Below are 23288 nucleotides of genomic sequence, written 5' to 3'. Positions count from 1 at the left end.
GGTACAATATACTAAAGTCTTCCTCAAAGTTCCGTACAGTCCGGGAGGGAATTCGCGTGCGAGTGAACGCTTAGTTGATCGCGTCGTGTCGAGTGGTCCCGCCCGCCTCGTCGTCGGTCACCTCGACCAGTTCCATCAGCGGGTACCCGTCGTCCATCGCCATCCGGGTGCGAACCGTCACGCCCTCGCGTTCGATCCGCATCTCGACGTCCATCAGCGAGCCGGTCAGCTCGGTGTAACCGTTCTCGTGGTCGATGGCGTCCGCGACGCGGTCGTCGTGGATATCGACGGACACCGACTCGCAGAACGGCTGGTTCTCGATCGCCTCCGCCATCGCGGCCTCCAGGCTCCGCGTGCTCGACGGGCTGACGGGCGTGCCGGCGAACTGGTGGTACAGCGACCCGAACTTGATCCCCGCCTCGAAACACGCCTGTTGGGCGTCGGTTGGCATATGTGAACTCCGGCGGCGACGGGAAAAGAACGTTCGGGGACGAACCGGTCGCCGACGACCCGCGCGGCGCGCCACCGCCGAACGGAAGGCGTTAGGTCCGCCGGCCGGAACCGGAGCCCATGAACACGCTTCGCGTGACGGGCGGGCGGGTGCTCCGACCCGACGGCCGCGTGACCGAGTCGGACGTGACGATCGACCGCGACGCCGGGGCGATCGTCGCGGTGGGCGACGAGACCGCGAGCGGTGGCGGAACGGGCGGGAGCGACGCGGGCGCCGGCGAGACCCTCGACGCCGACGGCGGGCTCGTGATCCCCGGGCTCGTCAACGCCCACACGCACGCCGCGATGACGCTGCTCCGCGGGTACGCCGACGACAAGCCGCTCGACCCGTGGCTGCGCGAGGACATCTGGCCGGCCGAGGCCGAGCTCACGCCGGACGACATCGAGACGGGCGCCGAGCTCGGCGTCTTGGAGATGATCCGGTCGGGGACGACCGCGTTCGCGGACATGTACTTCGCGATGGACCGCGTCGCGGACGTGGTCGACCGCGCCGGCCTGCGCGCACGACTCGGGCACGGCGTGGTCACCGTTGGCAAAGACGACCGGGACGCCCGCGCCGACGTCGAGGAGAGCCTGCGGGTCGCCCGCGAGCTCGACGGCGCCGCAGACGGGCGGGTCCGAACGGCGTTCATGCCGCACTCGCTGACGACGGTCGGGGAGGAGTTCCTCCGCGAGGGCGTCGCGGCGGCGCGCGAGGCGGGCGTCCCGGTCCACCTCCACGCGAACGAGACGGCGGACGAGGTCGACCCGATCGTCGAAGAGCGCGGGGAGCGCCCGATCGCGTACGCGGAGGATCTCGACGCGCTCGGCCCGGACGACTTCTTCGCGCACGGGGTCCACGTCGACGACTCGGAGATCGGCCGGCTCGCCGACGCGGGGACCGCGGTCGTCCACTGCCCGGCCTCGAACATGAAGCTCGCCAGCGGGATGGCCCCGGTCCAGCGGCTCCGCGACGCGGGCGTGACGGTCGCGCTCGGCACCGACGGGGCGGCCTCGAACAACGACCTCGACGTGTTCGACGAGATGCGCGACGCCGCGATGCTCGGGAAGCTCGCCGCGGACGACGCGAGCGCGGTCCCCGCCGAAGCGGTCGTGGAGATGGCGACCGCCGGCGGGGCCGAGGCCCTCGGCCTGCCCGGCGGGCGGATCGAGCCGGGAGCGGCCGCCGACCTCGCGGTCGTCGACCTCGACGCGCCGCACCTGACCCCGGTCCACGACCCCGTTTCCCACCTCGCGTACGCGGCGCGCGGGAGCGACGTGCGACACACGGTCTGCGACGGCGAGGTGCTGATGCGCGACCGGGAAGTCCTGACGCTCGACGCCGACGCGGTTCAGGAGCGGGCCGCAGAAGCAGCGAGCGACCTCGTCGATCGGGTCGAGGAATAGGAATGAGGCGAATTCGGCGCTCGTGCTCGACAGCGGGAGTATGTGTGTCAATTCGATTGATCGGCTGTTTATAAGTGACGAGCGGTGTTGCTGGCGGCTATTTATATGACGACTACGCGCTGAAGATCTCCAAAGCCCCAGCAGCGAGGGCAGCGCACGCTCGCTGCTGCCCATTTGAATCCCGCCCGACCGCACAGCCCCGCACCTCACGCCTCCCCAGCCTCGTCGCTGGCACCCTCCGCTTCGCTTCGGGCACCAGCGACTCCCTCGCACGCGCACCANTCGTCGGTCGCCTGCGGCGACCGACTCCCTCGCACCGTCGGTGAGCGGCCTCGAGGCCGCTCACCGGGGCGCGCCACCGCCACGTTCATTTATAAGCGATCGTTGCCGTCGCTCACGGGTATTTAAATATCGTATCGCAGCCGCCGATCTGCAACACCCGCTCCCGATCTGGTTCGCTACCGACACCATCGATCGGTGATCGAACTGCGCCCGAGCCGCGGACCGACCCCATCCGACCAGAAACCGACGCCGGTCAGGGCCGATTAACCGCCGATCCCGCCGAAACACCGAAACAGTCGACAGCGAGCCGTTAACCCGGATACAATCCGGTTTAAACCGGCTTAACCGAGTTCCGTTTTTATACGGTAACAGCGTCACGACCCGAGTGGACATGAGCAAACGCACGATTCCCCTACTGTTGATCGCGGTCGTCGCGCTCGGCGCGATGACCGGCGTCGCGGCCGCCGAGGGCGACCTCGGCGTGGCCGTCGACGACGCGGACGAAGAACCGACGGTCACGGTGACCGAGAACGACACCGCGGTCGAAAACGCCTCGGTGAACGTGAGCGTCGTCGACCCCGCGAACGAGTCGTACGCGGGAACGGGCGAGTACGAGACGGACGCCAACGGCACCGTCGACCTCCCAGTCCCCGAGGAGGACGTGACGGTGAACGTGACGGCGAGTAGCGAGAACCGGACCGCCTCGACGACGGCCGACCTCGAGGCCCCCGACGGCCTCGAACTCGACGTCGAGGACACCGACGGCGAGCCCGTCGTGACGGTGACGGACGACGACACCGCGGTCGAGAACGCTTCGGTGAACGTCACCGCCGCCGACGAGAACGCCACGTACGTCGGCGCGGGCGACTATGAGACCGACGAGAACGGCACCGTCACCCTCGACGCCGCCGAGGAGGACGTGACGGTCGACGTGACCGCCGAGTACGAGAACGACTCCGTCACGGAGACGGTCGACCTCGAGACCCCCGAGGGGCTCGCGCTCGACGTGAGTGACGCCGACGGCGAGCCGGTCGTGACGGTCACCGACGACGGCGAGGCCGCGGAGAACGCTTCGGTGAACGTCACCGCCGCCGACGAGAACGCCACGTACGTCGGCGCGGGCGACTATGAGACCGACGAGAACGGCACCGTCACCCTCGACGCCGCCGAGGAGGACGTGACGGTCGACGTGACGGCCGAGTACGAGAACGACTCCGTCACGGAGACGGTCGACCTGGTCCCCGAGGCCGAGGAGCAGTCCTTCGGCCAGCTGATGCAGGACTTCATCGACCGCCTGCAGGACCGCGAGGGCGGCATCGGTGCCGCCGTCTCCGACTTCGCGACAGAGAATAACCCGGGGAACGCCCCGGACCACGCCGGGAGCCCGGGCGGCCCGGACGACGCGGGTAACGGAAGCGACGCGGGCAACGCGAGCGACGGCCCCGGTAACGCGCCCGACCACGCCGGTCAGGGCAACGGGAACGGCAGCGAGCAGGGACCGCCGAGCGACGCCGGCCCGGACGGTGACGACGGCGACGACGACAGCGACGACGAGGACGTCGAGAGCGACGAGGAAGACGATGACGACGACGCCGGGAACGGCCCGGGTAACGGCAACGGTCAGGGCAACGGCCCGCAGTAACTGACGGCGCGTCTCGCGCCGGTCCGCCGACGCACCGCCGCCGGTTCTTTTCCGAAACGCGCTCGGTGTCGGCAGGGTTTAGTGCGCCGTGAGCGAACCGAAGGGTATGAGCGAAACCGCGTATTCGCCGGTGTCACAGCATCTCTCGGACCTCGAGGCGGCCCGTGAGGAGGGGCGCCGGAAGATGGACTGGGCGCTCCAGCACATGCCGATCCTGAACGCGCTCCGCGAGGAGTTCGTCGACGAGCGGCCGCTCGAGGGCGAGACGATCGCGATGGCGATGCACGTCGAGGCGAAGACGGCGAACCTCGTCGAGCTCCTCGCCGACGGCGGCGCCGAGGTCGCGATCACCGGGTGTAATCCGCTCTCGACGCACGACGACGTGTCGGCCGCGCTCGACACCCACGAGTCGATCACCTCCTACGCGGTCCGGGGCGTCGACGACGGGGAGTACTACGACGCGATGCACGCCTGTATCGCGCACGAGCCCACCATCACCGTCGACGACGGGATGGACATGGTGAAGCTCGTCCACGAGGAGTACCCCGAGCTCGTCGACTCCATCGTCGGCGGCGCCGAGGAGACGACCACCGGCGTCGACCGCCTGCGCGCGATGGACGCCGACGGCGAGCTTCACTACCCCGTCTTCGCCGTGAACGACACGCCGATGAAGCAGCTGTTCGACAACGTCCACGGGACGGGCGAGTCGTCGCTCGCGACCATCGCGATGACGACGAACCTCTCGTGGGCCGGCAAGAACGTCGTCGTCGGCGGCTACGGTCAGTGCGGGAAGGGCGTCGCGAAGAAGGCGTCCGGGCAGAACGCGAACGTCATCGTCTGCGAGGTCGACCCGCGGAAGGCCCTCGAGGCCCACATGGAGGGGTACGAGGTGCTGCCGATGGTCGAGGCCGCGAAGAAGGGCGACGTGTTCATCACGACGACCGGGAACCGCGACGTGATCACCCGCGAGCACTTCGAGGAGATGCAGGACGGCGTGCTCCTCGCGAACGCCGGCCACTTCGACGTGGAGGTGAATCTCGAGCACCTGGACGACCTCGCCGTGGACCGCTACGAGGTCCGCGACGGCGTCGAGGGGTTCGAGATGCCCGACGGCCGCGTGCTGAACGTCATCGCGGAGGGCCGGCTCGTCAACCTCGCCGCGCCCATCGCCCTCGGCCACCCGGTCGAGGTGATGGACCAGAGCTTCGGCGTCCAGGCGGTCGTCGTGCGCGAGCTCGCGGCGAACGGCGAGCGCTACGAGGCCGGGGTCCACGACGTACCCGACGAGCTCGATCGGGAGGTCGCGGACATCAAACTCGCCGCCGAGGGCGTCGAGTACGACGACCTCAGCGACGAGCAGCGCGAGTACATGGGAAGCTGGGAGCACGGGACCTGAGCGGTCGGTGCCGACGGTCCGACCGGCTTTTGTGTAGGGCGGCCTTACCGGGGCTATGAACCTGACGGCGGTGCTTCACGGCGGATTCGGCGTTGCGATCGTGGCCAGCCTCCTCGTCTCGGACACGGCGCTGCGGGTCGGCGCTTTCGCGATCGGCGTGATCCTCTTCGTCGCCGGCATCGCGGTGTCGCGACGCGACGGCGGTGAGGCGTAACGCCGGCGGAAGCGTCGAGTCCCGTCCCGCGGCCGCGAGCCCTTTTTCAGCGACACCGACCTACACCTCGCAGTGACAGTCACGAGCGTCCACGACCCGAGCCACCGCGAGGCCCTCTGGGAGCTCGAGGACGCCTTCGAGCGCGGCGACCTCGTCAGCCTGTTCGGTCGCTGTACGGTCAGCTACGAGGGGCGCGCCGCCTCCGACCTCGGCGCCGGCGACCGGCTGGTCGTGTTGAAGCCCGACGGCGCCGCCCTCGTCCACACCGACGAGGGGCGCCAGCCCGTCAACTGGCAGCCGCCGGGGTCGGAACACCGCGCCGCCGTCCGCGAGGGGCGACTCCGAGTGCGCTCGACGAGGAGCAACCCCGACGAGACGCTCACCATCAGCTTCGACCGGGTCCACCAACTCTCCGCGATGGCCGTCACGGGCGGCCGCAACCTCACGCTCCACGGCAGCGAGGAGGACCTCCGAACTCGGGTCTTGGAACGGCCCGACCTCGTCGAGCCGGGGTTCGAGCCACGCGAGACCGAACGCCCGTCGAGCGCCGGCCCGATGGACGTGTTCGGCGTCGACGCCGACGGGAATCCGGTCGTCGTCGAGTTGAAACGCCGGCGGGTCGGCCCGGACGCGGTCGGCCAGTTGGCTCGGTACGTGCGCGCGCTCGAAGAGGAACTGGGAGCTGTGGGCGGCGACGCCTCCCCCGCGGTCCGCGGAATCCTCGTCGCTCCGTCGGTCACGGACCGGGCCGCCGATCGGCTCGCGGACCGCGGGTTCGACCACGTCGCGCTCGACCCGACGTCGGAGGAGTGATCGGGCGGCGGCGGGTGCGATAGACGTGTGTCAACACGACCCAATTCGCACCGGAGAGCCGTCACAGCGCCCGACGAGCCGGCGCCGGCGCCGTGGTATCGAAGGCTTTATCGCCGCAGCGCGGGCTACATCGGACAAGTAGCCATGTCTGACAAACCCGCCTCTATGTATCGGACGATCGACAAGCCGTCGTACACCCGCCGCGAGTACATCACGGGTATTCCCGGCTCGAAGATCGCTCAGCACAACATGGGCGACCTCTCCGCGGAGCCGGACGACTACCCCGTCCAGATCAGCCTCCGCGTCGAGGAGGAGCTCCAGATCCGACACGGCTCGCTCGAGAGCGCGCGCCTCTCGGCGAACCGCCACCTCATCAAGGAGCTCGGCGAGGGCAACTACAAGATGACCCTCCGCAAGTTTCCCCACCAGGTCATCCGGGAGAACAAGCAGGCGACCGGCGCCGGCGCGGACCGCGTCTCCGACGGGATGCGGCAGGCGTTCGGCAAGCCGGTCGGGACCGCCGCGCGGCTCAACAAGGACGACATCGTCTTCACGGCGTACTGCGACGCCGATCAGGCGTCCGTCGTGAAGGAAGCGTTCCGCCGCGCGTACAACAAGCTCTCGCCGCCGTGCCGGATCACGGTCGACCGCGGCGAGAAGCTGCTCGTCTCGTAACGACCCCGACGCTCCCCGTCCGTTCGAGGCGGGTCTTTTTCCGTGCGACCGCACCGCGTAGCCTCGCTGCCGCTCGCGCGGCCCCGGCGTCGCACGCCGAGCCGAACTCCTGAAATACCCCGCTCGCGTACCGAACGGCAGTGTCACAGCAGTTGGCCGAGGTCGAGACGCTGTTCCTCCACGAGGCGCGGAGCGATTACACCGTCGTCGCGAACCGAGACGGGAGTCGGGTGCTCCGCGGGCGGCTCGAGCTCAAGGAGACCTCCGCGGGGCCGCGCCCGGGCAAGTTCCGGGTGATCCGTGACGGCGAGGACCACCCCCGGCAGCCCGGAGAGTTCGTCGACCTCGCCCGCGCGGCCGGCCGGATCCGGATCTCCGAGCAGACGTCGCCGGAGAGCCGGACGCGCCTGAAGGCGATGCTCGACGGCTACCAACTGGAAGCGACCGCGGTGCGGACCTGCCGGCGCTGCGCGAACGACGGCCGGTACGGTCCCATCACGAGCGAGAGCGCGATCGAGCACAACGGCGAGCTGATCTGCCGCGACTGCGCCCGTCGGGAGCTGGAGCGGGAGCTCTCTTATAAAGGCGAGTTCACGGGCGCCGCCGAGGAGCGGCTGGAGGAGCTCCTCTACGAGTCGGGCGACCTCGACCGGATCGTCAACCTCCTGCAGGGCGGGCTCGACCCCGACCTCACGAAGTACGACGAGGTCTCCGCCAACGTCGACGACATCTCCCCGGTCCGGACCGAGGACCTCGACCTGCATCCGGATCTCTCCGCGCACCTGCAGGGCCGCTTCGAGGAGCTGCTGCCGGTCCAGAGTCTCTCCGTGCGGAACGGGCTGCTCGACGGCAAAGACCAGCTCGTCGTGAGCGCGACCGCGACCGGGAAAACCCTCGTCGGCGAGCTGACCGGGATCGACCGGGCGCTGAAAGGCGACGGGAAGCTCCTCTTTCTGGTCCCGCTCGTCGCGCTCGCCAACCAGAAGCACGAGGATTTCAAGGACCGCTACGGCGACCTGCTGAACGTCTCGATCCGCGTCGGCTCCTCGCGGGTGAACGACGACGGCAACCGCTTCGACCCGAACGCCGACGTGATCGTCGGGACCTACGAGGGGATCGACCACGCGCTCCGGACCGGCAAGGACCTGGGCGACGTGGGTACCGTCGTCATCGACGAGGTCCACACCCTGAAGGAGGGCGAGCGCGGCCACCGGCTCGACGGCCTCATCTCGCGGCTGAAGTACTACAGCGAGAACCGGATGGAGACGCACTCGGGGTACGGCGGGACCCAGTTCGTCTACCTCTCGGCGACGGTCGGGAACCCGGAGTGGCTCGCCGAGAAGCTCCGGGCGACGCTGATCGAGTACGAGGAGCGACCCGTCCCCATCGAGCGCCACGTCACCTTCGCGGACAGCCGCGAGAAGGCCGACATCGCCGACAAGCTCGTGAAACGCGAGTTCGACACGAAGTCGTCAAAGGGGTACCGCGGCCAGACGATCATCTTCACGAACTCCCGGCGGCGCTGCCACGAGATCAGCCGGAAGCTCCGGTACGACTCCGCGCCGTACCACGCCGGCCTCGACTACAAGCGCCGGAAGACGGTGGAACGCCAGTTCGGGAACCAGGACCTCTCGGCGGTCGTCACCACCGCGGCGCTCGCGGCCGGCGTCGACTTCCCCGCCTCGCAGGTGATCTTCGACTCGCTGGCGATGGGGATCGAGTGGCTCTCGGTGCAGGAGTTCTCCCAGATGCTCGGGCGGGCCGGGCGCCCGGACTACCACGACCGCGGCCGCGTCTACCTGCTCGTCGAGCCCGACGGCGTGTATCACAACTCCATGGACCGCACCGAGGACGAGGTCGCATTCACCCTGCTGAAAGGCGAGATGGAGGACGTGGCGACGCACTACGACGAGACCGCCGCGGTCGAGGAGACGCTGGCGAACGTCGTCGTCGCGGGCAAGAAGGCCAAGCGGCTCAACGACAGGATGATAGGCGAGGTGCCGACGAAGCACGCGGTCGGGAAGCTGCTGGAGTGGGAGTTCATCGACGGCTTCGAGCCGACGCCGCTCGGCCGCGGGATCACGCGGCACTTCCTCGCGCCCGACGAGGCGTTCTTCATGCTCGACGCGATCCGGAAGGGGACCGACCCGTACCAGGTCGTCGCCGACCTCCAACTGCGCGACGACGAGGAGTGAGAGTCCGCCGCGCAACGAAACGCTTTACCGGTCGATGCGGGTACGTATGAGTGCGGGACCGTGGGTTAGTGGTATACTCCGGGCCTTGGGTGCCCGTGACCCCGGTTCGAATCCGGGCGGTCCCACTTTCGCGACGCGAACAATATCGTGAGCGCCGCGCCCGCGAGCGGGTTCGAACCAGAGAGCGGGCGACGACGAGACCCGACGCGGTTCGCCGATCCGGTCGCCGCCTTTCGAAATCCTTTTGTCTTGAATCGGCGTTGGTCCGAGTGCGAGCCGCCTTAGCTCAGACTGGGAGAGCACTCGACTGAAGATCGAGCTGTCCCCCGTTCAAATCGGGGAGGCGGCATGGCTTTTCAGCGCGATCCGCATTCGTTAGCCTCGACTGAAGATCGAGCTGTCTCCCGTCCCCGCGAGCGAAGCGAGCGGGGAACAGTGAGACGACCGGAGGGAGTCTCACGCGTTTCAAATCGGGGAGGCGGCATTTTCCTGCGAACTCGTGAGGGAGCGGAGCGACCGAACCGGAGGTCACCCTGTCGCGTGCCCGCCACGCGACGGCGCTACCCGACGACCGCCTGCCGCGGGACCGCGACGCGTCCGCGTATCGACCCGTCTCGCCCCGACCGGGAGGAACGCTCATAAGCCGTCCGTCGCTACTCACCCGAGTGAACGACGACGCCGAAACGGACCCCGAGGATGCCGAAACGGACCTCGAGAACGCCGACGACGGACCGCTCGCCGGGCGGAAGCGCCGACTCCGGTACGTGATGAGCGCGGCCTACGTGATCGCGGGCGTCACGCACTTCTTGGCGCCGACGGCGTTCGCGCGCGTCGTCCCGCCGGGACTCCCCAAGCCCCGCGCCCTCGTGTACCTCTCCGGGATCGCGGAGGTCGGGCTGGGGCTCGGGGTCGCGTGCGACCGGACGCGGCGCGGGTCCGCGTGGGGGATCATGGCGCTGCTCGGCGCCGTCTTCCCCGCGAACGTGTACATGGCGACCGACGGCGTGGCGGCCGAGTTCGCTCCAGACCGCCTCTCGGGAGTCGCGCGCGCGGCGGCGTGGGCGCGACTCCCGCTGCAGGGCGTGTTGCTGCTGTGGGCGTGGTGGTACACCCGTCCCGACTCGACCGACGGCGAGCGTCAGCCGCCGGGCCGGAGCGGCGACGCGCAGCGGCGACAGTAGTCGAACGCGGCGTCGTTGTCCGCCCCGCACTGCGGACAGGTCGACACGCGGGTAGCGCCGTCGAGTGCGTCGTGGGCGTCGTCGTTGCCACCGCTCTCGGTCGAGTCCCGGGGGCTCCGATCGCCGTTCCCTCGTTCCGTGGACGACTCCGACCCTCCGGACCGACGCTTGCGACGGAACTCGCGCGCGTCGCCGACGATTCCCCAGAGGACCCGGACGCCGAGACCCAACGCGACGAGCAGGAGCGCGCCCACGACCGCGACGTAGACGAGTCTGGGGTCGACCATACGGGAGAGTAGGGACCGCAGCGGGAGATACTGTGGGGTGATCGCAAAGCCGCACGGGTTTGAGCGAGACCGCTCAGTAGCGGAGGGTGGCGTCGAGGATGCCGGCCGTCTGGCCCGCGCCGACGACCCCGAGCGCGACTGCGGTCCACGTCGCCGACGGCGCGGCCGCGACGCCGACCGCGCCGGCGACACAGCAGCCGACGCCGAGGTCGTATACCCACGCGCCCGCCTCGACGCGTCCCCGAGTGGACGCGAAGCCGGCCGCCGGGAGGAGCGCCCAGCCGTACAGCGACACCGCGAGCAGCGCGTCCGGGGGAAGATCGAGAGTCCCGCCGAGCGCCAGGAACCCGACGACGCCCGCGAGCGTGACGGGGGTGCCCGCGAGGATCACGAGCTTCCACGTCCGGAGCACGCCCGCGGACATGTCGCGCCACGACGCCACGACGAAGGCGACGAGCAGGACGCTCATGACGACGTGCGCGACGAACAGCGCGCGTGTCGAGACGACGTCGAGGACCGCCGCGACGACGACGAGCCACGCGGCCGGCACGAGCAGCGCCGGTCCGTTCTCGCGGAGGCGTCGGAACACGCGAGCCGATTCGACCCGGTCGAGCATAAGCGTCGGGGGGCGGCCGGGCGAGCGACGGGAGACGCCGGAAGCCGCGGCTATCCCTGAACGGGGAACCGCGGCTTCGTCGCGTGTGAGACTGAGAATCACCGGATCGCTGGGGAGTGCGGTACGAGTCCGCGTATACGGTCACCGATCGTCCGAATAGCTGACGAACACAAAACGAATGTCCGCATACAGTCGTGGTAACTGTACACTCGCAATCCTTATCACCTGAGCGGGCGTCCACCCAGATGCAATGGCGACCGGAAAGGTTGATTTCTTCAACGACACTGGCGGCTACGGATTTATTGAGACTGACGACGCTGACGACGACGTGTTCTTCCACATGGAAGACGTCGAAGGGCCGGACCTCGAAGAGGGGCAGGAGCTCGAGTTCGACATCGAGTCCTCGCCCAAGGGGCCCCGCGCGTCCAACGTCGTTCGGCAGTAAGCCGATCCGATACGGTGGGTCGGTCCGGCTGACGCCGAACGCGACTCTGACACGCGACAACGAGACTTCTGCCCGCCCCCGGATTCACGTCCGACGCGGGTGCTTATCACGACACCGAGCGTCGCCGCCGCCGATCGGTCCGCCCGTCGCGGGCCGGGCGACGACGAGCGGCGGCGCCGAGCGTGTTTTAATTTATAAACGGAGAGCGGTGCGACCGCCGGATCAGATGTGCTGGCCGAAGAGCCCGCGCCCCTTCGTCACCTCGACGTCGCCCTCCACTTTCGTCTGACAGGCGAGGCGGACGTCGTGACTCGGGTGGTGCGGTGGGAACCAGAGGCGGGTCTTCTCCTTTTTCCCCGGCTCGCTCACCTCACCGTCGACCTGGACCGCGCAGGAACCGCACGACCCCGCGCCTCGGCAGTTGAGCTGCTTCATCTTGCCGTTGTACACGGAGAGGCCGGCCTCCGCCAACACGTCGCGCAACACGTCGCCCTTCTCGCACTCGATCTCCTCGCCCTGGTAGGATACGGTAGGCATGTCGATGAAGGGTACAGCGGCGATCCACAAAGAGTCTGTGTCCGCGGCGCGGGGCCTCGCGCCCGCGGCTCGGGACGGCCGGAGCCGGGGCCGTCGCCCGCGTCGCCCGCGTCGCCCGCGAAAGAGTCGTGCGCCAGGCGTCCGACGACGGACAGGGCGTTTTTTACCCTCGGACCCGCAGGTGAAGCGTAATGGGACTCAGGTGTCTGCTCGGGCACGATTTCGGCGAGCCCGAACTACGGCGCGAGCGCGAGGAGGACGGGAACGAGGTCGTCACCACCGTCACCGAGGTGAAGACCTGCGCTCGCTGCGGCGAGACGCAGGTGGTCAGCGAGAACACCGAGGTCACGACGATGGAGCAGCTGACCGACGAGGCCACCGTCGCGGGCGACGAGCCGATCGGACCCGACGCCGACCCGGAGCACGGGGCGAGCGCCGATGCGGTCGGTGCCGACGGCGTGGAGAGCGGGACCGGCTCGGGGATCGCAGGCGCCGATACCGCCGGGCTCGGCGGCGACATCGACAGCGACGACGCCGTGATCATCGACGACGGGTCCGACGCCGAGATGGCGGGCGACGGCGAGCCGGGTCCCGGCGCGGTCGACGCCGAGGCCGCGGGCGCGGAGCCCGGCAAGCCGGGCGCGCCGACTGCTGACGCGGGAGCGGGCGTAGACGGGGAGACGGAAGCGGCCGACGACAACGGCGGCGCGGAGCTGATCGACGACGGGCCGTCGATCGCGGACGACGAGGGCAGCGCCGAGCGCGGCCTCGGCGACGACGGCGACGGCCTCGAACGCGACGAGGGCGAGTACGCGGCGTACCCGGAGGCGGAGACGGCGGAGACCCCCGCCGACGAGGAGCGCGCCGAGACCGACGACGGCGTGATCCTCGACGAGACGGAAGCGCCGGAGGACGACCGCGAGCGCGGCGCGTGGCCCGACGTGGACGAATCGGAGGCGGGAGACGGGGAGCCGACTCCGTGGCCCGAACACGGCGGTGAGGACGAGGGGTTCAGCGCCGAGGTCGGCGAAGGCGGCGCTGACGACGTGGAGTTCGGCGGCGGCCTCACGCCCGAGGCCGCGGACCCGCCGGCCGACGGCGAGGACGCGGAGTACGTCGAGGCGCCCGCGCCCGGAACCGAGGCGGGCGGCGCGAGCGGGGCCGGGAGCGCGGCCGACGAGGGCGTCGGGATCACGCGCGGCGACAGCCCGGACCTCGAGACGTCGACCTCCGAGGTGACGACGGAGTACTACTGTCCCGAGTGCGAGATGACCCGCGCCGCCGACGGCAACTCCATGCGCGCGGGCGACATCTGTCCGGAGTGCAAGCGCGGGTACGTCGACGAGCGGCCCGTTTGAACGCCGGCAATCGTCCCGTCTGAACGCGGGCGGACGGCTCGCCCGAGCGTGGACTCGCCGCGGCGTCGCCCGAGTGATCGCCCGACCGCCGATCCGGAACCGGCGGCGAACCGGACGGAGACCCCGTGACGAAACTGGTTTACGGCCCCCTGTCGAACGAACGCGGCATGAAGGAGTACAAGATGCGCCGCGGCGAGCATCTGGACGACCGCATGCCCGACTTGAAGGGATCCATCGAGGAGTACTTCGGCGAAGTCACCGGCACCGAGGAGTGGCAGGGCCACGAGCTGTACGTCGTCGAGGACCCTGACAACCCCGTGTTCGACCGCATCGTCGCCGGCGCCGCCGAGTACGGCGGCAAGAAGGACAAGCTCGCGGTCCACTTCGAGGAGCGTCCCGCCGAGGACGTCATCGCGGAGGGCAACGCCGACGCCGCCGCAGACGCGGTCGACGCGAAAAACGAGTTCTTACTGGAGGCCACCGGCCGCGACGCGAAGTCCCGGCGCGACTCGCTGAAACGCGAAGTCGAAGACGACGCGCCCGACTACTGAACGGCGAGTTCGCTTTCGGCGAGTTCACTTTTCGACCGCATCGACGCTTCGAGAGCGGCTGTGCCGTCGATCCGCGGTGCACGGACCAATTGGGGCAAAAGTTTATTCAAAATCGAGTTAATAGTTCGACGGCTTTAAGTGATCAGGGAGCGTACGAGTCGTATGAGCATCGAGACAGTCATGTTAGCGGTCGGGACGGAAGACGAAGACCGAGCCGAGCAGCTCGCAGCGGAGACCATCGCGGTGGCCAAACCCGCGGGCGCGGAGGTCGTCTTGACTCACGTGTTCAGCGACGAGGAGTTCGAGGAAGTCAGGTCCCGGCTGCGCGTCAACGAGACGAGCGAGAGCTCGACCCCCGACGCCGTAGCGGGGCGGCACACGACCACGCGGGCGATCTCGAAGTCCCTCACCGAGGCCGACGTGTCGCACACGGTCCGCGGCGCCGTCGGCGACCACGCCGACGAGGTCGTCGAAGCGGCGTCCGAAGTCGGCGCCGACCGAATCGTCGTCGGCGGACGCAGCCGGTCGCCGACCGGAAAGGCCGTCTTCGGGAGCGTCGCGCAGGAGATCATGCTCTCAGCCCCGTGCCCGGTGACGTTCGTGCGGGATATCGACGACTGAGGCGCCGAAACGCGCACAGGAGGTTCGATGGTGAGCCGTCGCCGGTCGCCGCGGACCCCCGCCGTCGCGCCCCGGTCGCGGCGAACCGTCTGGGGAAGCGCCCTGCTTAAGTAACACCGGTTCGCGGGTTTACCCGATGTACTACGTGGGCGTCGACCTCGGAGCGACGAACGTTCGCGCGGTCGTCGGTGACGAGACCGCGACCGTCCTCGGATCCGACGCGCGGGGCACTCCGCGCGGGCCGAACGGAATCGCTGTCACCGAGGCCGTTCTCGGCGTGGTCCGCGGCGCGTGCGAGGACGCCGGAATCGATCCGACCGCGGCCGTCGCGGCCGGGATCGGATCGATAGGGCCCCTTGACTTGGCCGCGGGGGTCGTGCAAGGGCCGGCGAACCTCCCGGACACGGTCGAACGGATCCCGCTCGTCGGTCCGGTCTCACAGTTGTTAGACACCGACGAGGTCCACCTCCACAACGACACCATCGCGGGCGTCATCGGCGAGCGGTTTCACTCCGAGCGTAACCCCGACGACATGGTGTACCTCACCATCTCCTCGGGGATCGGCGCGGGCGTCGCCGTCGACGGCAACGTGCTCTCCGGGTGGGACGGCAACGCCGGCGAGGTCGGCCACATGACCGTCGACCCGCACGGCTTCATGACCTGCGGCTGCGGCCTCGACGGCCACTGGGAGGGGTACTGCTCCGGCAACAACATCCCGAAGTACGCCCGCGAACTGCACGAGGAGGACCCGGTCGAGACCGTCCTCCCGATCGAGGACCCCGACTTCTCCGCGGTCGACGTGTTCGAGGCGGCCGGCGAGGACACCTTCGCCGACCACGTGATCGATCAGGTCGCCCACTGGAACGCCATGGGGGTCGCCAACGTCATCCACGCGTACGCCCCGCTGGTCGTGAGCGTCGGGGGCGCGGTCGCGCTCAACAACCCCGAGCGGGTGCTCGACCCGATCCGCGAGAAGCTCGCCGACATGGTGTTCATCAACGTCCCCGAGGTCAGACTCACCGAGCTCGGCGACGAGGTGGTGGTGAAGGGTGCGCTCGCGAGCGCGCTCACCGGCGGCACGGGAGACCGGTCGCGGGTGGAGTCGCCGCCGGGGTGAGCGGCGGGTCGGTGGACCGGAGAGACGGGTCGGTGGACCGGAGAGACGGGTCGGTGGACCGGAGAGACGGGCCGACGACGGCCCGGATTAGTCCTCGAACTCGGTCATTTCGGGCTTGAGGGCGGGATCGACCGCGTCGCGCGTCTCGAGGTACGCGTCCCGGTACCGGCGGATCTTCCGCAGGAGGACGTACCCGAACGCCCCCTGAAACAGGATCACGAAGACGAACAGCGAGACGAGCTGCGGCAGCCCGGTCGCCAGCGAGAGCACCGTCGTCACCGGCCCGACCAGCGAGTTGTACAGCGCGTGGATCGCGGCAGCGATGACGAGCCCCTTCACGACGATCGGCCCGCGGTTTCCCGGGTTGAACTTGGCGAGCCCGAGGTAGTACCCCGCGAACGCGGAGTAGATGACGTGTCCCGGGCCGGCCAGCGCGCGCAGCGCGGCGATCCCGTCGCCCGCACCGAGCGTGGCGATACTGAGCGATAGTTCCCCCAGCTCGACGGTCTGAGCGATGTACACCAGGTTCTCGATGACGACGAATCCGAGCCCGGCGATGGCGCCGTACACCGCGCCGTCGATGACCGCGTCGAACCGGTCGTCGGTGTAGGCGTACAGCCGGACCGCGAGCAGCTTCACCGACTCCTCGATCGGCCCGACGATCACGAAAAAGAAGAGGACGAGTCCGAGGAAGCCGAACGGGTCGAAGAACGGCTGCGCGTAGCTGTTGAGGACCGCCGCGAACGTCGCGGTCAGGATCGACAGCAGGAACGTCGCCACGAGCAGCGAGAGCGGTTCGCCGGTGGTCACGTCGGAGACGTACACGTACGCGGCGAGCCCGAACGCGGGGACCGCGGAGAGCCCGACGAGCATCGCGATGGCCGGATCGAACACGAGTCCGAGCCCGAAGGAGCCGAGGATCGCGAGGAGCCCGAGGAGCGCGACGAAGACGACGAGCGCCTTCGCCGACCGGGTGATGAGCCAGTGTAACGCGACGGAGAGCCCGTCGAGGGAGGTGCGTTCCTCCCACGTGGCGATGTCGTAGAGGTCGCGGTCGTCGTCGGCGCGCGACTCGACCGGGTCCGACCGAGATGGCATGTCACCGAATTCGGTCTGGGTCGACTTAAGCCGTGGCCGGTTTGGGGTGCGGTCGGACCGGGGTCGGTCCGCCGTCGAGCGGGACGCGACGGACCCGACAGTGTTGAAACCGCCGCGGTCGAAGGGGTGGTATGCACTTCGACGCACGGACCCAGCGGGCCCTCCGCGAGGCGGGGCTCGACGCGGACGCGATCGCGACGGTGTCCGACCGGGTCGCCGAGCTGGTCGCCGAGGACGCCGACCGCCTCCGGGAGTTCTTCGAGCCGGCGGGACCCTACTACTCCGACATGGAAATGGCACACAGCACCGCCGAGAGACAGGAGCACGCGACGGCCGACGTGGACCTGTTCACCCACGGGAGCGACCTCCGCGGCTACCTGTCGCTCGACGGCTGGGGCGTCCCGGTCGAGGGCGGGCGGGTGTTGCGGACCGCGGAGACGGTGAGCGAGGAGGGGGACGACGAGACTCCCGTCCTCGTCGAGCTCTCGCTCGGCGCGACCGTCCACGACCGCGTCCGGTTCGCGCGCGACCCCGGCGAGCTATGAACGCCCGCGTGCGCGGCATCTACGCGACGGCGCTCACGGAGGCCCTGCTGGACGCGGGCCACGAGGTCGTCGACGCCTCGGCGCCGATCCGGCGACGCTTCGACGCCGAGTTCGAGACGGCGCCGCCGGACGCGCGGGTCTCGACGACGGCGGACCGGCAGGGCGTCGGCGCGCACGGCGACCCGGACACGGTGGGGGCTCTCAGAGCGCTCCTGACCGACGTCGGTCTCGACGCGCTGGCGTGGGCCGACCCGACTCCGCCCGGAACCGTCCTCGACGGGACGGTGACGGAGACGCTCGGCGGCGGGGGGGTCGTCCGGCTTCGCGTCGGGGACGAACGCGGGGGCGGCGACGACGCCACCGCCGAGGGGTACCTTCCCTACGGGAGCGTCGAGGACCGGATCGAGACGGGCGATCCGGTCCGGGTGCAGGTCCGCGAGTCCGCGGCGCCGTGGACGGACCGCCGCCCGGAACTGGACGGGTCGCTGCGGGCGGGCGGCGGGCTGGTCGCGCTCGAGCCGGGCTCCGGCACGCGCGTCGACGTGCGGAACGACGAGGCCGCTCGGGAGCTGTCGGGGATGCTCGACCTGCTCGGGCTGGAGCCGCCGGAGGGGTGGCGCGCGGTCTGGAAGCCCCCCGCGGTCGACGCCGGGACCGAGGAGCTGCGAGCAGAGCTCGACCGGGCAGTCGCGGCCGCCGAGGGGCTCGGCGACGCCGTCGACACGGCCGGGGGCGCCGGCGTCCTCGACGACTCGGACCTCGTGCGCGAGGTGCCGCTCGCGCGGCCCAACGCCGGCGTCTGGGTGTGGTTCGGCCGCGAGAGCCGGTTCGCGCTCGACGACCGGCGGCGGAAGGCGACCGCGACGATGCCGGGCCACCACCGCGTGAAGGCAGGGTCTGCGGACGCGTCCGCCGGCGTCGACCTCGCGGAGGCGCTGTGCGAGCCCGACGCCGACGCCGCGTTCCCGTTCGGGGTCGTGGCGGACGCGTTCGGTCCGGCCGAGGGCGACGCGCTCCGGCTCGAACACGGCAAGCCCGACGGCCGGCTGATCACGCTGGGCGAGGCGACGGTGACGGCCGTCGGCGCCGACGGCTCGGTCACGGTCGAGCGCGAGATGACCGGCGGTGGCACCTATGACGGGCTGGACGTGCCCCGCGAGGCCGGCGACGTGGCCGAGACCAGCCTGAAGGAGGGACGGTGGTGGTACCCGACGACGTACCGCGGCCGCGACGGGGCGGTGCGCGGGACCTACGTCAACGTCTGCACGCCGGTCGAGGTGTTCCCGGACGCCGCCCGCTACGTGGACCTCCACGTCGACGTGATGAAACACACCGACGGGACCGTCGAGCGCGTCGACGACGACGAGCTGCGGGACGCGGAGGCAGCCGGCGAGGTTCCGGAGCCGCTGGCGGAGAAGGCGCGGACCGTCGCGTCCGCGCTGGAGAACGCTTTATAAGCGAACGGGTCGACGCCGCCCCGCGGTCGACGCCGCTCGACCCCGATTACGCACCGAATCGCCCCGTCCCCGCGTATTTTTAACTCGGATACGAACGGATGAAACACCTCTCGTTCGTTACAATAACATTATAAATCACCGTATTCATGGCAAACGCACAATGGACGAAAAAGAATCACAGCACGAATTTCGAGAGACGACACGCCGGGGGTTCCTCGGCGGCGTGGGGGCGCTGGTGGCCGCGGCCGCGTACTCGCGGGACGTCTCGGCCGCGGACGCCGAGACGGTCGCGAACGACGCGGACGACCCTGTCCAGACGGTCGAGTCGCCTGACGGGTCGATCGCCGTGACGGTCGACGTCGCCGACGGGGTCCCGACGTACGAGGTCGCCCGCGGCGGGACGACGTACGTCGAGCCGTCGCCGCTCGGGTTCGACTTCCGGAACCAGGCGTCGTTCGGCGCGTCGAGCGCGACGGACGGAGGCACCGTCCCCCTGACCGTCACGGGGACCGAGCGCGGGGCGGACACCGAGCGGTGGGAGCCGGTGTGGGGCGCCGTCGACGAGGCGGCGGCCGACTACAACGCCCTGCGCGTCGGGCTCACCGACGGGGACGTGGAAGGCAGTGCGGCGGTCGGCGGGGCCGACGCGGTGGACGGGCGGAGCGCCGTCCTCGAGGTCCGGGTCTTCGACGACGGGATCGGCCTCCGCGTCGTGCTCGGCGAGGGCTTCGCGAGCAACGCCGAGCGGGCGGTGATCGAGGCGGAGAACACGGGCGTCGCGTTCGCGGACGACTACGACGCCTGGTGGATCGGAAACGAGGTGACCAACCCGCGCTTCGAGCAGGAGTACGCGGAGACGCCGCTCTCGGAGATCCCGGGAGGGACCCGTCGGACCCGACCGACGGACACGCCGATCCGCGAGGGCGCGCACACGCCGCTGACGGTCGACGCCGGCGACGCGTACCTGAGCGTCCACGAGGCGAACCTCGACGACTACGCGGCGGCGACGCTCGCCCCGCGTGACGGCGGCAGCACCGCGTTCCGCACGGCGCTCACCCCGCTGCCCGACGGGACGAAGGCGTCGCTCGAGCTCCCCGCGACGACCCCGTGGCGGACGATACAGCTCGTCGACCGGCCGGGCGGGCTGATCGAGTCGCAGCTCGTCCCCCTGCTCTCCGACCCGCTGGACGAGTCGGCGCTCCCGACCGTCGGCGGCGCGCCCGACACCGACTGGATCGAGCCTCGGACGTACGTCGGCATCTGGTGGACGATGATCGCCGGGTCGGCCAACTGGGAGTACAAGTCCGACGACGCGATCGCGGCCGAGGGCGGGAACCCCGCCGCCTACACCCACGGCGCCCGGACCGAGCGGATGAAGCGGTACATGCGGTTCGCGAGCGAGAACGGCATCGACAGCGTCCTCGTCGAGGGGTGGAACGAGGGGTGGGACACCTACCCCGGCGACGGCTCGGGGCTCGCGTTCGGCGTCGACGACTCCACCCCCGACTTCGACGTGCGGGAGGCGACCGAGTTCGGCGCGTCGCTGCCGGAGCCGGTCGAGATGACGATCCACAACGAGACCGCCGGGAACCTCCCGAACTACGAGGACTCGGTCCTCGACGAGGACGTGTTCGCGGCGTACGACGAGCAGGGGATCAACTCGATCAAGAACGGCTACGTCTCCGACCCGGGCCTCGGCATCGACGGCGACGGGTCCGAGCCGACCCACAATCAGCACAACCAGCTCGCGGTGAACCACCACCGGCTGGTGATCCGCGAGGCGGCCGCGAACCGCCAGCTGCTGGAGATTCACGAGGGGATCAAGCCGACCGGCGAGATCCGCACCTACCCGAACGTGGCGAACCGCGAGGTCGTCAAGGCCCAGGAGTACGACGGGTTCGGCCAGCTCGGCTCGAACGTCGGCCGCGACCACCACGTCACGCTCCCGTTCACGCGGAACCTCGCGGGGCCGGTGAGCTACCAGCCGGGCATCTTCGATATCACCTTCACCGACGACCGCGGCGGCCGGGTCCAGACGACGCGGGCGAAACAGCTCGCGATGTACCCGACGTACCTGAGCGGGCTCCAGATGGCCGCCGACCGCGTCGAGGCGTACGTCGACGAAACGTTCGAGGTCGGCGAGGCGCTCCAGGCCGCCGCGGGCGACGTCGACGGATTCGTCACCGACGACTCGTGGCGGAACGCGTTCGGCACCAACTTCGTCGCCGTCGATCCCAACCGCGCGCCGAACGGGTCGTCGGTCTCGTTCACGGTCCGCGACGTCCCCGCGGCCGGGACGTACGACCTCCGCCTGCGATACGCGAGCGCCCCCGAGGAGAACGCCGGCCGAGTGATCGACGCCGGCGGCCCGCGGGCGACCCTCCGCGTCAACGGCGAGCGCGAGACGATCGAGCCCGGGTTCACCGACTACTGGGACGACTGGGACCTGTTCACGACCGCGGTCGACCTCGACGCGGGCGACAACGAGGTCGCGATCGAGGTCGAGTACGCGGAGGGCGACGAGGGGTTCACCGGCGACGTCGGCGGGTTCAACCTCAACGCGGTCGCCGTCACCGAGGCCGGCGAGCCGTCGCCGGTCCCCGCCGAGTACGAGGGGTACGTCCCGGAGAACGAGAACTTCGACGCGGAGCCCGAGTTCGGCTTCATCGAGTCGGTGCCGGCGGCCGGCTGGGACGAGACCCGCGTCGTCGGCTCGGCGATCGGCGACTACCTCTCGATCGCTCGCAGACACGGCGACGAGTGGTACGTCGGCGCCATGACCGACGGCGACGGACGGGCGGTCGACGTGCCGCTCGAGTTCCTCGCGCCCGGGAACTCGGGCGGGAAGGGGAACCGCGGCGGCGGGGACGACAGCACCGGCGACGGAAACGGCCGCGGCGGCCCGAAGTACGTGGCCGAGATTCACTCGGACGCCGTCGGCGCCGGGGTGGACGCCGACCCGACGGGCGTCCGCGTCGACGAGGCGGTCGTCGACCCCGAGACGACCCTGCTCGCGTCGATGGCGACGAGCGGCGGGACGGCCGTCAGGCTGCGCCCGGCGCGGGGCGGCGAGATAACCAGCCTTCCGGAGTACGAGCGGCCGGAACAGACGTTCTCGGTGTCTATCGCCGACGAGGCCGGCCTCGGCGAGTCGTTCGTCACCGCGACCGGCTCCAACGACGCCGGGTTCGTGGGCGGGACGACCGTGGAGGTCCTCGTCGACGGCGAGTTCGAGGCGGTCGGCAACGTTCGGCTCCCGCCGAACGCGACGGACGAAACGGTCGACCTCGGGTTCGACATCTCGCGGATCGGCACGTTCGAGGTGGTCGTCCGCGAGGCCGACGGCGGGGCCGAACTGGCGACGGAGACCGTCACGGTCGCGCCCGGCGACGTGGTGGCGGAGCTCACCGATCCGCGGGGCGACGACGACGGGCCCGGCGAGTACGCCTATCCGACGGCCGACGCGTTCCAAGCGGGAGCGTTCGACTTGCGCTCGTTCCGCGTGCTGGAGACCGAAGGGGAGTACCGGTTCGCCTTCGAGGTCGAGAACCTGTACACCGGGTTCGGCGGGGACTTCTCGCCGCACTACTTCGTCGTCTACCTGCGCGACCCGGAGCACGACGGCGGGCGGACGACCGAGATCGGCGACCTGAACGTCACCGCCGAATTTGCCGACCCGTGGCAGTACCGGGTCAGTTCGGACGGGTTCGGCGGCGGTACCGTCGTCGACGACGAGAACGCCGAACTCGGCTCGCCGGAGCGGTTCGCCGCTCTCGACTCGAACGTCGCCGTCGTCTCGGTCCCGAAGGCGACGCTCGGCGGGGCCGACATCGCCGACTGGGAGGTCTGTCCGGTCGTCGGATCCGCCGACTACGGCGCGTTCCGCGACGTGCAGGTCGACGCCGGCGGGTACGTCTTCGGCGGCGCGCGCGAGGACGCCGTCGACAACACCCCGAGCGTCATCGACCTGGTGACGCCGGAGGGAACGAGCCAGTCCGCGGCGCTCGACTACGGCCCCGACTCGCTAGCGACGCTGCCGTTCACGTCGCTGTAGGGGGTCAAAGTGCCGGGACGAGAGCCGAGAAAGCCGGGTCGGCCGCCGGGTCTTTGCGAGAGCGGGCCGTTCGACCACGCTCACCTGCGGGAGGATCGTCCGACACCGATCGCCGAAGCCGACGCGAAGCGGAATAAAAGTGGCCACTCATTTATAAATTTGGTCGAGTCCTAAATGAATACAAAGTATTTGAGGAGTATAGAACGAGACCTGCATAAGGATTATTAGTTCGCTGTGAAGATCCAGTGCTGTGCTAACATATATCACATCTGCCACACCGATTCGAGCGAGCGAGCGGGAGGGAACCG

21 protein-coding genes and 2 tRNA genes are annotated in these 23288 nt (G+C 69.8%); 18 read left to right on the top strand and 5 right to left on the bottom strand.

The genetic code is table 11. The annotated features are described in order from the left end of the window. Positions 1-70: 70 nt before the first annotated feature. The gene (locus C468_RS09390) at positions 71-451 is read right to left on the bottom strand and encodes a dihydroneopterin aldolase family protein (RefSeq protein WP_008848646.1); all 381 of its coding nucleotides are present in this window, start codon (positions 449-451) and stop codon (positions 71-73) included. A 119-nt stretch (positions 452-570) separates the two neighbouring features. On the opposite strand from C468_RS09390, the gene C468_RS09385 reads away from it, so the two are divergent. From C468_RS09385 to C468_RS09345, 10 genes are all read left to right on the top strand, one after another. Then, positions 571-1896 (top strand): amidohydrolase, encoded by a 1326-nt coding sequence (locus C468_RS09385; protein ID WP_008848645.1) that lies wholly within the window; start codon positions 571-573, stop codon positions 1894-1896. Positions 1897-2569: 673 nt separating this feature from the next. Further along, positions 2570-3820, top strand: a complete 1251-nt coding sequence (locus C468_RS09380; RefSeq protein WP_008848644.1) for a hypothetical protein — start codon at positions 2570-2572, stop codon at positions 3818-3820. A 106-nt stretch (positions 3821-3926) separates the two neighbouring features. Beyond that, a complete protein-coding gene (locus C468_RS09375) occupies positions 3927-5216 on the top strand; it encodes an adenosylhomocysteinase (RefSeq protein ID WP_008848643.1) in 1290 nt (429 codons plus the stop codon). 55 nt (positions 5217-5271) lie between these two features. Continuing rightward, a complete protein-coding gene (locus C468_RS18595) occupies positions 5272-5430 on the top strand; it encodes a hypothetical protein (protein ID WP_169330902.1) in 159 nt (52 codons plus the stop codon). A 72-nt stretch (positions 5431-5502) separates the two neighbouring features. Then, entirely contained in the window at positions 5503-6243 is a 741-nt protein-coding gene (gene nucS / locus C468_RS09370; protein WP_008848642.1) for an endonuclease NucS, read from the top strand. A gap of 144 nt (positions 6244-6387) precedes the next feature. Next, complete coding sequence (locus C468_RS09365; protein ID WP_008848641.1) at positions 6388-6918, top strand: 50S ribosomal protein L16; 531 nt, start codon at positions 6388-6390, stop codon at positions 6916-6918. A gap of 140 nt (positions 6919-7058) precedes the next feature. After that, positions 7059-9113, top strand: a complete 2055-nt coding sequence (locus tag C468_RS09360; protein ID WP_008848640.1) for a DEAD/DEAH box helicase — start codon at positions 7059-7061, stop codon at positions 9111-9113. 54 nt (positions 9114-9167) lie between these two features. Next, positions 9168-9238 (top strand) — tRNA-Pro (locus C468_RS09355). 150 nt (positions 9239-9388) lie between these two features. Then, positions 9389-9462 (top strand) — tRNA-Phe (locus C468_RS09350). A 316-nt stretch (positions 9463-9778) separates the two neighbouring features. Beyond that, positions 9779-10294, top strand: a complete 516-nt coding sequence (locus tag C468_RS09345) for a DoxX family protein (RefSeq protein ID WP_008848639.1) — start codon at positions 9779-9781, stop codon at positions 10292-10294. Here C468_RS09345 and C468_RS09340 read toward each other — a convergent pair. Together C468_RS09340 and C468_RS09335 are read right to left on the bottom strand one after the other, a co-directional pair. Next, positions 10252-10581 carry a zinc ribbon domain-containing protein gene (locus C468_RS09340; protein ID WP_008848638.1) on the bottom strand — a complete coding sequence of 110 codons (330 nt, stop codon included), beginning with the start codon at positions 10579-10581 and terminating at the stop codon, positions 10252-10254. The two genes, C468_RS09345 and C468_RS09340, sit on opposite strands and share 43 nt — an antisense overlap. A 73-nt stretch (positions 10582-10654) precedes the next feature. Then, positions 10655-11197 carry a hypothetical protein gene (locus C468_RS09335; protein ID WP_008848637.1) on the bottom strand — a complete coding sequence of 181 codons (543 nt, stop codon included), beginning with the start codon at positions 11195-11197 and terminating at the stop codon, positions 10655-10657. 250 nt (positions 11198-11447) lie between these two features. On the opposite strand from C468_RS09335, the gene C468_RS09330 reads away from it, so the two are divergent. After that, complete coding sequence (locus C468_RS09330) at positions 11448-11642, top strand: cold-shock protein (RefSeq protein ID WP_004048101.1); 195 nt, start codon at positions 11448-11450, stop codon at positions 11640-11642. 222 nt (positions 11643-11864) lie between these two features. Here C468_RS09330 and C468_RS09325 read toward each other — a convergent pair whose 3' ends face one another. After that, positions 11865-12179 carry a 2Fe-2S iron-sulfur cluster-binding protein gene (locus C468_RS09325; RefSeq protein WP_008848636.1) on the bottom strand — a complete coding sequence of 105 codons (315 nt, stop codon included), beginning with the start codon at positions 12177-12179 and terminating at the stop codon, positions 11865-11867. A gap of 191 nt (positions 12180-12370) precedes the next feature. On the opposite strand from C468_RS09325, the gene C468_RS09320 reads away from it, so the two are divergent. The 4 genes from C468_RS09320 (at position 12371) to C468_RS09305 (ending at position 15826) form a co-directional block, all read left to right on the top strand. Beyond that, a complete protein-coding gene (locus C468_RS09320; RefSeq protein WP_008848635.1) occupies positions 12371-13537 on the top strand; it encodes a DUF7093 family protein in 1167 nt (388 codons plus the stop codon). A 167-nt stretch (positions 13538-13704) separates the two neighbouring features. After that, positions 13705-14088, top strand: a complete 384-nt coding sequence (locus tag C468_RS09315; protein ID WP_008848634.1) for a DUF5611 family protein — start codon at positions 13705-13707, stop codon at positions 14086-14088. Between the two features lie 162 nt (positions 14089-14250). Continuing rightward, positions 14251-14709, top strand: a complete 459-nt coding sequence (locus C468_RS09310) for a universal stress protein (protein WP_008848633.1) — start codon at positions 14251-14253, stop codon at positions 14707-14709. Positions 14710-14845: 136 nt separating this feature from the next. Beyond that, the gene (locus C468_RS09305) at positions 14846-15826 is read left to right on the top strand and encodes an ROK family protein (RefSeq protein WP_008848632.1); all 981 of its coding nucleotides are present in this window, start codon (positions 14846-14848) and stop codon (positions 15824-15826) included. 87 nt (positions 15827-15913) lie between these two features. On the opposite strand, the gene C468_RS09300 is transcribed toward C468_RS09305, so the two are convergent. Further along, positions 15914-16924: a PrsW family intramembrane metalloprotease gene (locus C468_RS09300; protein WP_008848631.1), complete on the bottom strand. Its 1011-nt coding sequence runs from the start codon at positions 16922-16924 to the stop codon at positions 15914-15916. Positions 16925-17055: 131 nt separating this feature from the next. On the opposite strand from C468_RS09300, the gene C468_RS09295 reads away from it, so the two are divergent. From C468_RS09295 to C468_RS09285, 3 genes are all read left to right on the top strand, one after another. Next, positions 17056-17469, top strand: coding sequence for a DUF7532 family protein (locus C468_RS09295; RefSeq protein ID WP_008848630.1), 414 nt, complete (start codon positions 17056-17058; stop codon positions 17467-17469). Further along, entirely contained in the window at positions 17466-18926 is a 1461-nt protein-coding gene (locus C468_RS09290) for a DUF402 domain-containing protein (protein ID WP_008848629.1), read from the top strand. The genes C468_RS09295 and C468_RS09290 overlap by 4 nt, the downstream gene beginning before the upstream one ends. A gap of 160 nt (positions 18927-19086) precedes the next feature. Beyond that, positions 19087-22980: a glycoside hydrolase family 97 catalytic domain-containing protein gene (locus C468_RS09285; RefSeq protein WP_008848628.1), complete on the top strand. Its 3894-nt coding sequence runs from the start codon at positions 19087-19089 to the stop codon at positions 22978-22980. Positions 22981-23288: the final 308 nt, after the last annotated feature.

It is taken from the genome of Halorubrum kocurii JCM 14978, from assembly GCF_000337355.1.
Classification (GTDB): Archaea; Halobacteriota; Halobacteria; order Halobacteriales; family Haloferacaceae; genus Halorubrum; species Halorubrum kocurii.
This window is presented reverse-complemented; position numbering and strand designations above follow the sequence as displayed.